The sequence below is a fragment of the Shewanella eurypsychrophilus genome (genome assembly GCF_007004545.3).
GTDB lineage: Bacteria > Pseudomonadota > Gammaproteobacteria > Enterobacterales > Shewanellaceae > Shewanella > Shewanella eurypsychrophilus.
In genome coordinates this window covers 1,799,973-1,814,853 of record NZ_CP045503.2, presented here as the reverse complement: position 1 = coordinate 1,814,853, position 14,881 = coordinate 1,799,973, and the positions used below count along the sequence as shown (strand labels likewise).

Sequence of the window (14,881 nt, the reverse complement as noted above, 5' to 3'; positions counted from 1 at the left end):
ATGCCCATTGAAGAGGTAGGACAGGCATAACCTTTTAGGTTATAGAAAATCTGCCACATTCAGTTTTCTAGATCCAAGTGTTTTCTCAATCTACTTAGCTTTGAAGTGCCAAACTGATTTTTGGGTAAAGTGTGTTACCAATTAAAGTTCATGCTTACCATCAAAACTCAAATCGAAGAGACAAATAATCGAGTGTTGATGCGGCTACGAGCTTCGGCAGCATGGACGCTGCCGCAGAGACTACAGGGACCGTACTCGCGTCGTCTCGTAGAAGTAGCAGCACATTAGCGAGCCGCAGGCTATAAATGACAATGAAGGCACGACCTTCGAACAAACTACCCAATACAAAATCAGCAGAGGCTAAAACAGAAAATGTAACCAGTCTTCATTCGAAGGCTAGCAAACTTTGATGGTGGAAATGCCAATAAATGAAGGGAACATTTATTGGCAGACATAACGAAGATTTATTCCCATCTGACCTACATGGATAATGGAATGGACCCATCCACTTTTAATCGGCCTCGCAATGGGCCACGATGTAGTTGCTAAAACTCATCAGAAAGAGGACGGGTCCACCATGAAGATTACTACAGTTGGTTTAGATATCGCAAAGTCTGTTTTTCATTTTGTGGGTGTGAACAGAGCCGGAAAGCTAGTCAGAAAGAAGATGATTAAACGCACCGAGTTAATTCACTTCTTTTCTCAAGTAGAGCCTTGCCTTGTCGTAATGGAAGCCTGTGGCGGTGCTAATTATTGGGCTAGAGAGTTTCAAAAAATGGGTCATGAGGTCAAGCTAATCGCTCCTCAATACGTTGTCCCGTACAGACAGGGAAATAAAAACGACTACAACGATGCGTTTGCCATTGCTGAAGCAGCCCAACGGCCTAACATGCGATTTGTACAGCCTAAGCCTGTCGAGCAACAGGATGTCCAGATGCTACACCGTATGAGAGAAAGACTAAACAAGCAGTCTACAGCGCTAGTCAACCAAGTAAGAGGAATGCTCGCTGAGTACGGTATTGTAATAGCAAAAGGCAAAGCATCTTTTAGGTCAAAACTGCCTGATCTTTTAGAAAACGCTGATAATGCACTAACAGTAAAAGGTCGCAGCATATTTTATCAGCTGTATGAAGAGTTTACGGATATAGATACAAGGCTTAAAAATTGTGATACGCAAGTACTACAAGAAACCAAAAGTAACCATGTATGCCTACGTTTAGAAGCAGTACCAGGTATAGGTCCTGTGACGGCTACCGCTTTTTATGCGGCAGCAGGTAACGGCAAAGATTTTACTAATGGCAGGCATTTTTCCGCTTGGTGTGGTCTCGTACCAAAGCTGCACAGCTGTGGCGGTAAAGATAATTTGCTTGGCATTAGCAAACGCGGCAATGCTTATCTTCGCACTTTATTTATCCACGGAGCAAGAGCTGTACTGCGCCATAGTGATGGTAAAGTGGATAGATTCAGTCGCTGGGCAGTCGCACTTGCGGAAAGGCGAGGATTTAACAGAGCCTGTGTTGCAGTGGCTAACAAGCTTGCTCGAATAGCGTGGGTCATCGCTGCGAGATAGGAAGAATACCAAATGGTCGACTAAAAAATCAAAGTCGCCGTGAGTGTTATAAAGATAAGATTTAACCCACCACCAAGTTGCTTAGGCAATTGATTTGATGATGAGACAGTCAGACTGTTCTACTTAAAACCTGTTCCCTCCATAGGCTCTAAAGAAGCCGTAAGGATGATAAGGAGAGTAGAAGCAGATATCCATCAGGGCCAGAGGATAACCTCAACAACAGGCCGAATATATGGGTGCAATGAACTTTTCTCAGAATTGATATCGAATGTCTTGCAAACCGGATGGGTCCATATATGTGGGGAATGCCGGAAAATGTAGGGAACATTTTTGGCCATGTCATCGAAGCTCACAGCTGCAACTACACCTGAATTTTTTATCTTCGATTTGTGTTCAGTTTGTGTTCACAGTTCGTAACTCACTTTTGGACATAAATAAGCTAGCTCTAAGGCTTTCTGGTGTAGGTTTTAGCTTTACCTCCGTGTTCTCCGTGCAAGCGTAGCGCTCCGTGGTAAGAGTGCTTGTTTCTTGGTAAAGCATCAATCCTAAAGCTATTCACCACGGAGAACACAGAGGACACGGAGAAAGGCAACAGCTAAAGTCTTTGCAACTCTCAACTTTTAGCTCAATCTTTACCTCCGAGTTCTTCGTGGAAGCATCTGCATAGCCCCCGCAGGGAAGCGTTAGGTTGCCATGAAAGTACGGCTTTCAAACACACAGTCCAACAAATGCTGGATTCCGGCTCAAAAGCTCTGCCGGAAAGACGGTCGTATCAACGAAAATGCAATAGACCTTCATTCGAAGGCTAGCAAACTTTGATGGCGGAAATGCCAATAAACGAATGGAACATTTATGGCCAGACATAAATACCTGCCCTACCCCGTCTCTGGGGGCTGGCATAAATGTTCCAGACATAACGAAGATTTATACCCATCCCTGGTAAATCTTCATAAATGTTCCAGACATAAAAAAGGTCAGCTAATGCTGACCTTTAGTTTAAGTGAGTAAACTCACTATGTGTGCTTTACTGAGCAGAGGTATAGACACCTCACCCTTTGCCTTTAGCGTCGCAACCAGGGCTCGATAGTCACCTTCACTGTATTGGCACTTAAACGTTGCTTAAGAGCGCCAAGTAAATTGTCATCAATGCCTTCCGCTGGATTAACTTTATCAAGAGCGACAACGGCATAGCCATTAGCCAATGCAACTGTATCAACTACAGCAGTATCGAGCTGGCTGAGAACTGAAAAATGCCCCGCTCTCAGCTTGTTTTATCTGTGATTAACAGCCCTTTGGAAATATCCAAACTTCAACAGCGCCATTTTTACTGCCAAAGTCATCACCTGATGAACCAGGATTTGAAGGTGCCGTATCTTGAGTGGGCGCACTATTACAGGTGGTGGCTGGGATGATCGACCAGCTTCCGCCACCGGCTCCAGCTCCATCATCGCCAGCACCACCGCCACCATAACCACCTCCGCCGCCACCGCCGCCAGAAGCGCTAAAGCTATCATCTGCATTGCCGCCCCTGCCGTCCGAACCGACCCCAGGATCGCCATTTACCCATTCACTATTAGCGCCTAAAAATCCTTGTCCACCTTGACCACCAATGCCATCTTTGCCGTCATTGGCACCATTTCCACCATTCCCCCATTCATCCGTGCTGCCACCGTCGGATACACTGATAATGGCTTGGCCTACGCCAATGGTTCCCTGACCTATGATTGATGAGGCCGCAACGCCACCATCGCCGCCATCAGTGCCATCGTTAAGCCATCCAGAAGAGTCCCCGCCACCGCCACCGCCAGCAATAAGTATGACATCGTCTTCAAGTGAAGCAGGGCTACTTTCTGCAATCATGACCAGTGTCGAAGAGCCACCGTCACCATAGATATTACTCAGTGTGCCATTTTCACCAATGAAGAAATTGAATGATGTTTGCCCATAATCGTCTAGGAAATGAGATAACGTTGTGACTGTCGATGCAAAACCGCTCTTACCGCCATCACCACCAGAGGTCCAGAGTCCACCACTAGAACCAATGCCACCTTCTCCCCCCCAAGCTAAAATGGCCATAGGAGTGTCGTTGTCCAGAGTGGTATCAAAGGATGAGCTAACCTGGCTGAAGATATCAACAAGATTAACAGACGTAACCAGCTCTGAAGTATCTTTTGCTTCGCAGCTTGTTATTGGCGTGGCACCATCAACACCACCATACTCGGTGGTACAAACTTCCTTATCAACGGCTGGCAATAAACACTTATAGACGGTGTTGCCATCATCGGTAACATCCTGCTTAACAGAATCGCACGGGTCTGACTCGGCAACCGCTGTTGAATTACAAAAGCCAACAGAGGTGATATCGCAAATACCTCCGTCTATCCATGTCGCGCCAACAAGGTTGGCGTTATCAAAATCTGTATCCGTGACAGTCGCTTTATCAAGGTCCGCAGGGGATAATTGCGCGCTGGAAAAATAAGCCCCGCTTAGGTTGGCATTGCTGAGATCAGCATACGTCATTTCCGAACCACGAAAATCACCCTTGCTCATATCGGCGCCACTAAAGTTGGTTCCAGTGAGCGTTGATTCAAACAGGTCGACATTGGTTAATATGGCATCACTTAAATCAGCGCCGGAAAGATCTGCAAATGTGAGCGTTGCATTATCCAAGTCTGCGCCTGACAAATCACAATTCTTGCATGCGTTCGTTGAAATAAGCGTAGTCACATTATCATCTGCAGTGTCTGCATAAGCTGGGCTTATCAGGGCATTGCCAAGGGTACTAAGTAGTCTGGAAACAATCGAATAATTAACGCTATTTGCTTCTGGCAGCGAACCACTATCAGGCGTCGTCACTAAGAAGGTAGTATCAGTGCTATCTACGTGCTGACCGTGGGTCAGTACCAGCTGATATTCCCCCGCAGGTATTACTGCCGATACGCACTCATCATTGGCTGTAATGCTCAGCACTTCATCGCCACTGCTATTGTTAAGCACCATAGAGTGATTTGAATTGCTGTTACCATCTTCATAGCAAAATGTATGCTTGAGGGGACGCGAATATTGGTAGGGTATGAGATCGGAGCCTGACTCGCCATTAGAGTCACCCTCTACAGTTGCCGAAGGTGGCTCAAGAAATAAAGCAACGGTACCTTGTTCAGGGTTAGCACGTAAGCGACTATTATTCGCAAAGTCCTTTTCGGTTAAAAGGTCTGATTGTATTTGAGTATCATTGTCGTTGCTATCACAAGCTGTCACGAAGATTAGAAAACATATTAGTGCTAACAACACGTTAAACTTGCTGCGGAAATCATTGATAGTCTGCACGTTATTTTCCTTATAATGGAACAGATTTTTCTGAAGTTGTAGATTTTTATCAAGTTGCAATAATGGGCTATCCCTAAGCCTCTGGACGTGCAGGGCGTCATTATCCTTTATGAGAGTGAATCAGAGTGTCGTTTTAGTCAACCCTTCATGAGAATAAGCAACCGATTGCATTTCGAGATAAAGGGGTCGTAGCGAATTAGGTAAGTGTCATGATTCAAAATGAAGAGGTAGGACAGACATAAAAAAGGTCAGCTAATGCTGACCTTTAGTTTAAGTGAGTAAACTCACTATGTGAGCTTTACTGAGCAGAGGTATATGACACCTCACCCTTTGCCTTTAGCGTAGCAATCAGGGCTCGATAGTCACCTTCACTGTATTGGGCGCTCAAACGTTGCTTAAGAGCACCAAGTACATTGTCATCAATGCCTTCCGCTGCATTAACTTTGTCTAGAGCGACAACGGCATAGCCATTAGCCAATGCAACTGTATCAACTACAGCAGTATCGACAGGCTGAGCCATCTGAAATGCTTTGTTGATGATTGCGCCGTCAACACCTTGCTCAAAACGACCGATCTTAGTCTTAGTGATAAAAGCAGTACTCGCTTGTGCATCAATATCGCTCATCAGTGTTTGGGCTTGCTCACGAGCGATCTCGTTAGCTTGCTCTTGCTTAAGACGCTCAACAATACTTGATTTCACTTTAGCAAAATCTACAGTACCAGCTGCAGTGTGAGACTTGATACGAATAACCATAGCATGGTTAGCTTCAACCTCAATCACGTCACTATTCATACCATCAAGTAACACATTGGCTGAAAAAGCAGCCTTTAACACTTCAGGCTTATCAAAAGGCGCTGGTGCATTAGTACGAGTGAATATTGGTGTTGTTTGAACTTCAACACCTAATTCGTTCGCTGCTTCACTTAATGTATCTGGCACTTCATAGGTCACATCGGCAAGTGTTTGTTGAAGACCGAAGAAAGTATCAATGGCTCTCTTATCTTTAAGCTGAGCAACAATCTTCTCTTTAACATCGGTAAAAGGTGCTTCGGCCGCTGGTTGTAGGTCAAGTAGCTTGATGATATGGAAACCAAAACTGGTTTTCACTACCGTCGAATACTGATCTTTTACAAGAGAGTAAAGCACGTCATCGAATGCTGGCTCCATCACACCTTGCTCGAACCAATCTAATTGGCCACCTTGCTCACCGCTAAAGGTATCTTCAGAATCTGATTTGGCAATTTCTGCAAAATCTTCACCCGCTTGTAACTTTGCATAAATCGCATCAGCCTTGGCTTCAGCAGCTGATTCATCATCACCTAAGTTGATAAGGATATGTGCAGCTAGACGTTTCTCAGGCTTAAGATATTGCTGCTTATTTTCATCAAAGAAGCTCAGTGCTTCTTCATCAGTAACAATTATGCTCTTAGCCATATCTGCAGCATTGAGTTCTATATACTCAAGGCTTAATGTTTCTGGGCTCATGAATTGTGCAAGATTCGTATCATAAAATGATTGTGCTTGCTCATCGGTCACCTGAGCATCAGCAATAAATGGACTTGCATCAACAATATGGTATCGAATGTCACGAGTCTGTCCCTGGATACCAGCTAGATAGCTAGTTTCACCTGGTAGAACGAACTCAGAACCGACTAATGATGCAACAAGCTGGCGACGTGTCATATCGGTACGCATCATATTTCTGAAAGAGTTAGCCTGATAGCCTAACTGGCGTAAGATAGCTAAGTAACGGTCATTGTCGAACACACCTTCAGTTTGGAAAGCAGGTTCAGTCATAATGGCATTTTTAATTTGCTCATCAGATACTCTTAAGCCAAGCTCTGTTGCCGATTGGTCTAAAAGCTTCTCAGCAACAAGACGCTCTAATACGCTCTGCTTTACACTGGCCAAATAGACATCATCAGCCGCTAAGGCTTCGAACATCTCACCTAGCTGTTGTTCTAATCGACCTCGTTCACTTTGATAGGCTTGCTCCAAGGCTGATTCACTGATCTCTTCACCATTAACAGTAGCGGCAGCCGCCTCTGTTGATGATCCCAAATAACTGCTTACACCAGTAAATGCAAAGGAAAGTATCACTAGAACCAGAATGCTTTTTGCAATCACGCCCTGTGAGCCTTCGCGAATCTTCTCTAACATCTATTCTCTCGCTTGTTGCGATTAAAATTAAAAAGGCGCATCACGTTTGAGATGCGCCTTTTCGTAAACTTGAGGTGATTAACATTAAACAATGATTAATCCCTAATATACTCATTTTTGTAATAAAGCACTGCTCACGCAGTGCTTTTTACGTAGCTCTTTTAGCAAGTATTAAGCTTGAAATAAGAGCGATAAAACTGATTTTAGTTTACAGCGTCTTTCAGAGCTTTACCTGCTTTGAATGCAGGAATGTTTGCAGCAGCAATCTTGATCTCTTTACCCGTTTGTGGGTTGCGACCAGTACGCTCTGCACGTTGACGCACTTCAAAAGTACCAAAACCAACTAGAGAAATCTTCTCGCCATCTTTAAGACCTTCAGTAACAGCGCCAATGAAAGAATCTAATGCACGGCCTGCAGCCGCTTTAGAAATGTCAGCACCAGAAGCGATTTTCTCGATTAGTTCAGATTTGTTCATGTCATCCCCTTGAATGTAATTTTTGCACCGCAACCAAATTCCTCTAAAGAGCGGTCTGCAGTGGCTTTTATAACGAGCTTGAAATTAAAACTCAAGCTTAGTAGAAAAAGCAGATAAATTTAATTGGATAGCGCTCAAAACCAGTTGCCATAAGGGCTTGAGAAGAATGAGCAATCCACCGACCTAGGCTACCACAGCTTGGGACTTTAAAAAGCCCCTTTTTGCACTTTTTGCACTTTATTTTAATGCAAAACTGCATTTTCTTGCGTTAGCCCAAATTTTTAACCACCTCAAAGCCTTCTATTGGTCGCTCTAACGCCAAGTTAAGAACTTCATCGATCCATCGCACTGGATGAATTTTAAGGTCTGCAACGACATTCGCTGGAATTTCTTCCAAATCTCGTTCATTTTCTTTAGGGATCAGCACCACTTTGGTTCCGCCTCGATGCGCAGCAAGCAGCTTTTCTTTCAAACCACCGATTGGCAAGACTTCACCTCGAAGTGTTATCTCACCTGTCATGGCCACATCTGCACGTACCGGATTACCCGTTAAACTAGATACAAGAGCAGTGCACATTGCCGCTCCTGCCGAAGGCCCATCTTTGGGTGTTGCGCCTTCAGGAACGTGTACATGAATATCACGTTTCTCATAAAAATCAGGATTAATACCAAGTTGTTCCGCACGAGCTCGCACAACGGTCATGGCTGCTTGAATCGATTCCTGCATCACATCACCAAGAGAGCCGGTATAACTAAGCTTGCCTTTACCTGGCACAGAGGTCGCTTCAATCGTTAATAAGTCACCGCCAACTTCTGTCCAAGCAAGGCCTGTCACTTGACCAATCTGATTGTTTGATTCTGCTTTACCATAATCACAGCGTTGCACACCTAAGAAAGACTTAAGGTTATCTTGGTTCACATCGACATGCTTAACTGATTTATCCAGCAAAATTCTCTTCACTACCTTACGGCAGATCTTCGACAATTCACGCTCTAACGATCGAACACCCGCTTCACGAGTGTAATAGCGAATAATGCCAATAATCGCACTATCATCGACGGTTACTTCTTTAAGCTTGAGTCCATTACGCTCAATTTGCTTAGGCAACAAGTGTTGCTTAGCAATGTTGAGTTTTTCATCTTCTGTGTAGCCTGACAGGCGGATCACTTCCATACGGTCTAAAAGCGGACCCGGAATGTTCATCGAATTAGAGGTCGCAACAAACATCACATCAGACAGATCGTAATCCACTTCAAGATAATGATCACTGAAGGTAGAATTTTGCTCAGGGTCTAATACCTCTAGCAATGCCGATGCAGGGTCACCACGCATATCTGAGCTCATCTTATCGATTTCATCGAGTAAGAAGAGTGGGTTTTTAACCCCGACTTTAGACATTTTCTGAATAACTTTACCCGGCATAGAACCGATATAAGTACGACGATGGCCACGGATCTCGGCCTCATCACGCACGCCCCCCAAGGCGACACGTACATACTTACGCCCGGTAGCCCTAGCGATAGATTGTCCTAATGAGGTTTTACCTACACCTGGTGGGCCGACTAAACAAAGTATTGGCCCTTTAAGCTGCTTAACTCGACTCTGCACCGCAAGGTACTCGAGAATGCGTTCTTTGACTTTTTCCAAACCAAAATGGTCAGTGTCTAACACATCTTGTGCCTTGGCTAAATCACGCTTGATTTTCGAGCGTTGACGCCAAGGTACTGAAATCATCCAATCGACATAGCTACGAACAACCGTCGCTTCTGCTGACATGGGTGACATCATCTTTAATTTATTGAGCTCAGCGGTCGCCTTATCTTTGGCTTCCTCCGGCATCTTAGCCTCTTCAATCTTCTTGGCTAAAGTTTCAAATTCATCGTGAGACTCATCGATATCCCCCAACTCTTTTTGAATTGCCTTCATCTGCTCGTTAAGGTAATACTCACGCTGGCTCTTTTCCATCTGTTTCTTGACCCGTGAACGGATCCGTTTCTCGACCTGTAACAGATCGATTTCAGACTCCATCATGGCCATCAGATATTCGAGGCGTTCGGCGACATCGACCATCTCAAGCACAGATTGCTTATCTTCGAGCTTAAGTGGCATATGAGCCGCCATGGTATCGGCAAGACGAGCGGCTTCTTCGATACCAGAAAGAGAGGTTAATACTTCGGGTGGGATCTTTTTATTCAGCTTAATATAGCCTTCAAATTGGCCAACAGCGGAACGAACAAGTACTTCTTCCTCTTTCTCAGCCATAGGCTCAGATTCGAGGTATTGTGCAGTAGCGACGAAAAAAGACTCTTCATCGGTGTATTTATCTATGCGCGCACGTTTACCACCTTCGACCAGTACTTTTACTGTGCCATCAGGTAGTTTCAACAACTGTAAAATTGAAGCGACGGTACCCACTTCAAAAATGTCATCAATGCTTGGGTCATCGAGCTCAGCATCACGCTGGGCAACCAGAATAATCTGTTTATCTTGCTCCATCGCCGTTTCTAGGCAACGAATAGATTTTTCCCGTCCTACGAATAACGGAATGACCATATGGGGATATACCACCACATCTCTCAGTGGCAGTACGGGTAGTTCGATTCGCGCTTCACTCTCTTGTGTCATAGCTCGATTCCGTTTGATGATAATACTAAAGATTATATTGGGATGAATTCATTGGTTTCAATGGCTAACAACAAATATATAAACTGAGCGAATAAAAAAGGAGCCATACGGGCTCCCTTTAAATTCAAATGAGTCTGTTTCTAAGAAACTTACTCTGCACCAGCGGCTTGAGCCTCGTTATTCTCATAGATGAGTATAGGGCTAGACTCTCCCTTAACGACAGATTCATCTATCACAACCTTGGCAACATCATTGACCGAAGGTAGATCATACATGATATCGAGTAGGATACTTTCCACTATTGAACGTAAACCACGCGCACCGGTTTTACGTGTCATCGCCTTTGAGGCAATGGCTTTGAGTGCATCGTCTCTGAATTCAAGCTCAACGTCTTCCATCTCGAACAAGGCTGCAAACTGTTTAGTCAGTGCATTCTTAGGTTCAGACAAAATTTGTACTAACGCTTCTTCATCGAGTTCAGCCAATGTTGAAAGCACAGGCAAACGACCAATAAACTCAGGGATCAGGCCATATTTAATCAGATCTTCTGGCTCAACCTGCATCAAGATTTCAGAGATAGTGGCTTTATCATCCTCTCCCTTAACTTGGGCACCAAAGCCGATACCAGCTCCTTTATGACTACGTTGTTCGATGACTTTCTCAAGACCTGAGAAAGCGCCGCCACAAATGAACAGAATCTTAGAGGTATCAACCTGCAAAAACTCTTGTTGTGGATGCTTACGTCCCCCTTGAGGCGGTACGGAAGCAACGGTGCCCTCTATCAGCTTAAGTAGTGCCTGCTGCACACCTTCGCCAGAGACATCACGAGTGATCGATGGGTTATCAGACTTACGACTGATTTTATCAATTTCATCGATGTAAACGATGCCACGTTGAGCCTTTTCAACATCATAGTCACATTTTTGCAGCAGCTTCTGAATGATGTTTTCTACATCTTCCCCAACATAACCGGCCTCGGTTAATGTGGTTGCATCAGCCATAGTAAATGGCACATCCAGAAAACGAGCAAATGTCTCGGCAAGTAATGTTTTACCACTTCCCGTTGGACCAATGAGCAAGATATTACTCTTGCCAAGCTCAACCCCATCCATAGGACTCGCATTTTTCAGACGCTTATAATGATTATAAACCGCAACCGAAAGGACTTTTTTGGCCCTATCCTGTCCGATAACATAATCGTCCAAATGCGCTCTTAGCTCGTGTGGAGTCGGTAACTTGTCTTGATCTTGCTTCGGTGAAATCTCTTTGATCTCTTCCCTAATAATATCGTTGCAGAGCTCTACACACTCATCACAAACATATACTGAAGGGCCAGCAATAAGTTTACGAACCTCATGTTGACTCTTTCCACAAAAAGAGCAGTACAGTAGTTTCCCACTGTCACCGGTACTTTTGTTGTCGCTCATTACACTACCTCTTGCGCAGTCTGCACTACTACTTAATTCTATTTAACGTCTCAATACTCAGCATAGCTCAGCCAAAGACAAAAATCAGCTTCGTTTGTTCATCACTGAATCTACGAGTCCATATTCTGTGGCTTCATCGGCACTCATGAAGTTATCACGATCAGTATCACGTTCAATCACATCTAAAGGCTGACCGGTATGTTCAGCTAGCATTTTATTCAGCTTGTTCTTGATACCTAAGATTTCTTGGGCATGAATAGCGATATCTGATGCTTGCCCCTGGAAACCACCAAGCGGCTGATGGATCATCACTCGAGAGTTAGGCAAGCAATAGCGCTTACCTTCAGCACCGCCAGCGAGAAGAAACGCACCCATACTCGCAGCTTGACCAATACACACTGTACTGACATTAGGTTTAATAAACTGCATTGTATCGTAAATAGCCATACCTGCAGTAACAGAACCACCTGGAGAGTTAATATACAGGAAGATATCCTTATCAGGACTCTCCGACTCCAAAAACAGTAATTGTGCAACGACTAGGTTAGCCATATGCTCTTCGACCGGACCAACTAGGAAGATGATCCGCTCTTTTAATAGTCGAGAATAGATATCGTACGAGCGTTCACCCTTAGCAGTTTGTTCAACTACCATAGGAACGAGTGCATTTAATACTGATTCTGGTGCATTTTGCATTATTAATAATCCCTAAATAAAAACGGCTCGCATGAGGAACCTCATACGAGCCATTATAAATGGTTAATCACCATTTAAGTCAAGCTAAGCTTAGCCTTGTTGTGTAGCCTTGTTCATAAATTCTTCAAAATTAACTTCTTTATCAGTTAATTTTGCAGTTTTAAGCAAAGCTTCAACAGCTTGTTCTTCAAGAGCGACGTTACGCATGTTCTGCATCATCTCTTCGTTCTTGTTGTAATAATCAACAACTTCACTTGGATCTTCGTAAGCAGAAGCCATAGAAGCGATTAGACCTTGAACACGCTCATCTTCAGCTTTTAGCTCGTTAGTCTTGATCACTTCACCTAGAAGTAGACCCACTTTAACGCGACGCTCTGCTTGCTCAGTGAACAGGTCAGCTGGTAGCTCAGGCATGTTAGCAGCTTGATCACCGAAACGCTGCATAGCTTGCTTACGTAGCACTTCAACTTCACCGTCAATAAGCGACTTAGGCAGGTCGATTTCGTTCTGCTCAAGAAGACCGTTTAGTACTTGCTCTTTAACACTTGCTTTAAGTGCTTGCTCAAGTTCACGACCCATGTTCTTGCTGATCTCAGCTTTAAGTGCTTCAAGACCACCTTCGTTTACGCCGAATAGTTTAGCAAATTCGTCGTTAACTTCTGGAAGGTTTGCAGCTTGAACTTCGTTAAGTGTAATAACGAACTTAGCAACTTTACCTTTCAAGTTTTCTGCATGGTAATCTTCAGGGAAAGTCACTTCGATTTCGAACTCTTCACCGGCTTTGTGTCCTGCAACACCAGATTCAAAACCTGGGATCATACGGTCACTACCAAGTTGTAGTTCGAAGTTTTCAGCTTTACCGCCTTCAAACTCTTCACCATCAACAGAACCGACGAAGTTGATCATCGCCTTGTCGCCGTCAGCAGCTTCACGCTCAACAGCTTCAAAAGTAGCATGTTGCTTACGCAAAGTTTCAATCATTGCGTCAACATCAGTATCAGTCACTTCAGCTTTAGGCTGTTCAACAGCGATAGCATCAAGACCTTTTAGTTCTACTTCTGGGTAGATCTCGAAAGTCGCAACAAACTGGAAGCTTTTAGTATCTGACTCACCAGGTACGAAAGTAGGAGCGCCTGCAGGGTTTAATTTCTCAGCAATAATTGCTTCAACGAAATTACGCTGCATCACTTCACCTGTAATGTCTTGACGGATTGCCTTGCCATAACGCTTGTTGATGACACTTACTGGCACCTTGCCTGGACGGAAACCAGGAAGACGAGCACGCTTTGCTTCGCTCTTTAATGCTTCATTAACGGTTTTTTCAATCTGCTCAGCAGGAACAGAAATAGTTAGGCGACGCTCTAGGCCTTGAGTTGTTTCAACAGAAACTTGCATTGTTTTACCTCGAAATAAGTCTTACGTCCTTTGTAATAGTCGAAGAATCAACTATTAAAGTATTCGTTTCTTGATCTTAAAATGTGACTAGGAAGCCCATCAATACTGAATTCCGGCACTAGCCATTTATGATTGATAAATATCAAGACGCGACATTATAGCTAGGCTTTAGCCCAGAGTCGACCTTAAAACACGAATTACAGGCGTAAAAAAAGCGACCTAAGGTCGCTTTTCTACTTTCTTCTGAAAGAAATGGGGTGACTGATGGGGCTCGAACCCACGACAACCGGAATCACAATCCGGGGCTCTACCAACTGAGCTACAATCACCACTGATATGGTGCGCCCGGCAGGATTCGAACCTGCGGCCACCCGCTTAGAAGGCGGGTGCTCTATCCAACTGAGCTACGGGCGCTTCGAAAGTGAGATAACTCACATCCTGAACAAGCGTTGAAAGACGTATCTTTCGTATTTATCTGTTTGGTATTCAGATAAATAAATATTTGGTCGGCTTCTCTCTTTCATAAAGAGTGAGGATTCGAAGCTTTTAGCTCCTGGTCCTTATCGACCTTAAAGCAGGAAAACTAGCAACCTACTTTAATAAATTTGGTCGGCTTCTCTTATAAAGAGTGAGGATTCGAAGCTTTTAGCTCCTAGTCCTTATCGACCTAAAGCAGGAAGGTTTACAACCTACTTTAATAAATTTGGTCGGTGATAGAGGATTCGAACCTCTGACCCTCTGGTCCCAAACCAGATGCGCTACCGGGCTGCGCTAATCACCGAAAGTCTATCTTTATAGATTCTAACAACTAACACCAGAGTTTCCTCTGTTCCACTTCTAATCCTAAACAAGGATGCTAAAGCGGCTGCGCTAATCACCGAAAACTAACTTTGAAAATATTTAGAATGCTCTATTTGGGAGTGAACATTCAATCTTCTGTCTACCTCGAGAACAATCTAGCTTCTCGTTGAGAACGGAGCGCATATTAGCCCCTCCCCTAAGATGCGTCAACGCTTTTTTTTGAAAGATTGCGAGCTTGGCTATTTAACAAACTAATCTTGTAGCGATTGTATAAAAAGCTCGCCACTTGCCTATTTTATGACACTCATGAGTGAGTGCACTAAGCAGTAGCAACTAGGTTACTGACACTTTATATAACTAATGAAGATCCAAATAAGTAGTTAACCTCAAATAAATATAAGT

Annotated in this window: 8 protein-coding genes, 3 tRNA genes and 1 pseudogene; 1 reads left to right on the top strand and 11 read right to left on the bottom strand. The window is 44.1% G+C overall.

What is annotated here, in order from left to right:
- Nucleotides 1–577: 577 nt before the first annotated feature.
- Nucleotides 578–1,570: an IS110 family RNA-guided transposase gene (locus FM038_RS07605; protein WP_142872683.1), complete on the top strand. Its 993-nt coding sequence runs from the start codon at nucleotides 578–580 to the stop codon at nucleotides 1,568–1,570.
- Between the two features lie 996 nt (nucleotides 1,571–2,566).
- Here the strand turns inward: FM038_RS07605 and FM038_RS07600 are convergent.
- The 11 genes and pseudogenes from FM038_RS07600 to FM038_RS07550 all read right to left on the bottom strand — a co-directional run.
- A pseudogene (locus FM038_RS07600) lies at nucleotides 2,567–2,799 on the bottom strand (hypothetical protein); the annotation flags it as partial.
- A gap of 52 nt (nucleotides 2,800–2,851) precedes the next feature.
- Nucleotides 2,852–4,897: a pentapeptide repeat-containing protein gene (locus FM038_RS07595; protein WP_142872682.1), complete on the bottom strand. Its 2,046-nt coding sequence runs from the start codon at nucleotides 4,895–4,897 to the stop codon at nucleotides 2,852–2,854.
- A gap of 298 nt (nucleotides 4,898–5,195) precedes the next feature.
- Nucleotides 5,196–7,058 carry a SurA N-terminal domain-containing protein gene (locus tag FM038_RS07590; protein WP_142872681.1) on the bottom strand — a complete coding sequence of 621 codons (1,863 nt, stop codon included), beginning with the start codon at nucleotides 7,056–7,058 and terminating at the stop codon, nucleotides 5,196–5,198.
- A 203-nt stretch (nucleotides 7,059–7,261) separates the two neighbouring features.
- Nucleotides 7,262–7,534, bottom strand: a complete 273-nt coding sequence (locus FM038_RS07585; protein ID WP_142872680.1) for an HU family DNA-binding protein — start codon at nucleotides 7,532–7,534, stop codon at nucleotides 7,262–7,264.
- A gap of 268 nt (nucleotides 7,535–7,802) precedes the next feature.
- On the bottom strand, nucleotides 7,803–10,160 hold the full coding sequence (lon, locus tag FM038_RS07580) for an endopeptidase La (protein WP_142872679.1): 2,358 nt from the start codon (nucleotides 10,158–10,160) through the stop codon (nucleotides 7,803–7,805).
- A 149-nt stretch (nucleotides 10,161–10,309) separates the two neighbouring features.
- Entirely contained in the window at nucleotides 10,310–11,587 is a 1,278-nt protein-coding gene (gene clpX / locus FM038_RS07575; protein ID WP_142872678.1) for an ATP-dependent protease ATP-binding subunit ClpX, read from the bottom strand.
- Between the two features lie 84 nt (nucleotides 11,588–11,671).
- Entirely contained in the window at nucleotides 11,672–12,283 is a 612-nt protein-coding gene (gene clpP / locus FM038_RS07570) for an ATP-dependent Clp endopeptidase proteolytic subunit ClpP (protein WP_142872677.1), read from the bottom strand.
- A 90-nt stretch (nucleotides 12,284–12,373) separates the two neighbouring features.
- Entirely contained in the window at nucleotides 12,374–13,678 is a 1,305-nt protein-coding gene (tig, locus tag FM038_RS07565; RefSeq protein WP_142872676.1) for a trigger factor, read from the bottom strand.
- A 253-nt stretch (nucleotides 13,679–13,931) separates the two neighbouring features.
- Nucleotides 13,932–14,007, bottom strand: a tRNA-His gene (locus FM038_RS07560).
- A gap of 8 nt (nucleotides 14,008–14,015) precedes the next feature.
- Nucleotides 14,016–14,092 (bottom strand) — tRNA-Arg (locus FM038_RS07555).
- Between the two features lie 290 nt (nucleotides 14,093–14,382).
- Nucleotides 14,383–14,459, bottom strand: a tRNA-Pro gene (locus tag FM038_RS07550).
- Nucleotides 14,460–14,881: the final 422 nt, after the last annotated feature.

Bases quoted from the DNA above. Each gene is read 5' to 3' on its own strand.
- tig (WP_142872676.1), bottom strand. From the start codon at position 13,678: ATGCAAGTTTCTGTTGAAACAACTCAAGGCCTAGAGCGTCGCCTAACT.
- clpX (WP_142872678.1), bottom strand. From the start codon at position 11,587: ATGAGCGACAACAAAAGTACCGGTGACAGTGGGAAACTACTGTACTGC.
- FM038_RS07585 (WP_142872680.1), bottom strand. From the start codon at position 7,534: ATGAACAAATCTGAACTAATCGAGAAAATCGCTTCTGGTGCTGACATT.
- FM038_RS07590 (WP_142872681.1), bottom strand. From the start codon at position 7,058: ATGTTAGAGAAGATTCGCGAAGGCTCACAGGGCGTGATTGCAAAAAGC.
- clpP (WP_142872677.1), bottom strand. From the start codon at position 12,283: ATGCAAAATGCACCAGAATCAGTATTAAATGCACTCGTTCCTATGGTA.
- lon (WP_142872679.1), bottom strand. From the start codon at position 10,160: ATGACACAAGAGAGTGAAGCGCGAATCGAACTACCCGTACTGCCACTG.
- FM038_RS07605 (WP_142872683.1), top strand. From the start codon at position 578: ATGAAGATTACTACAGTTGGTTTAGATATCGCAAAGTCTGTTTTTCAT.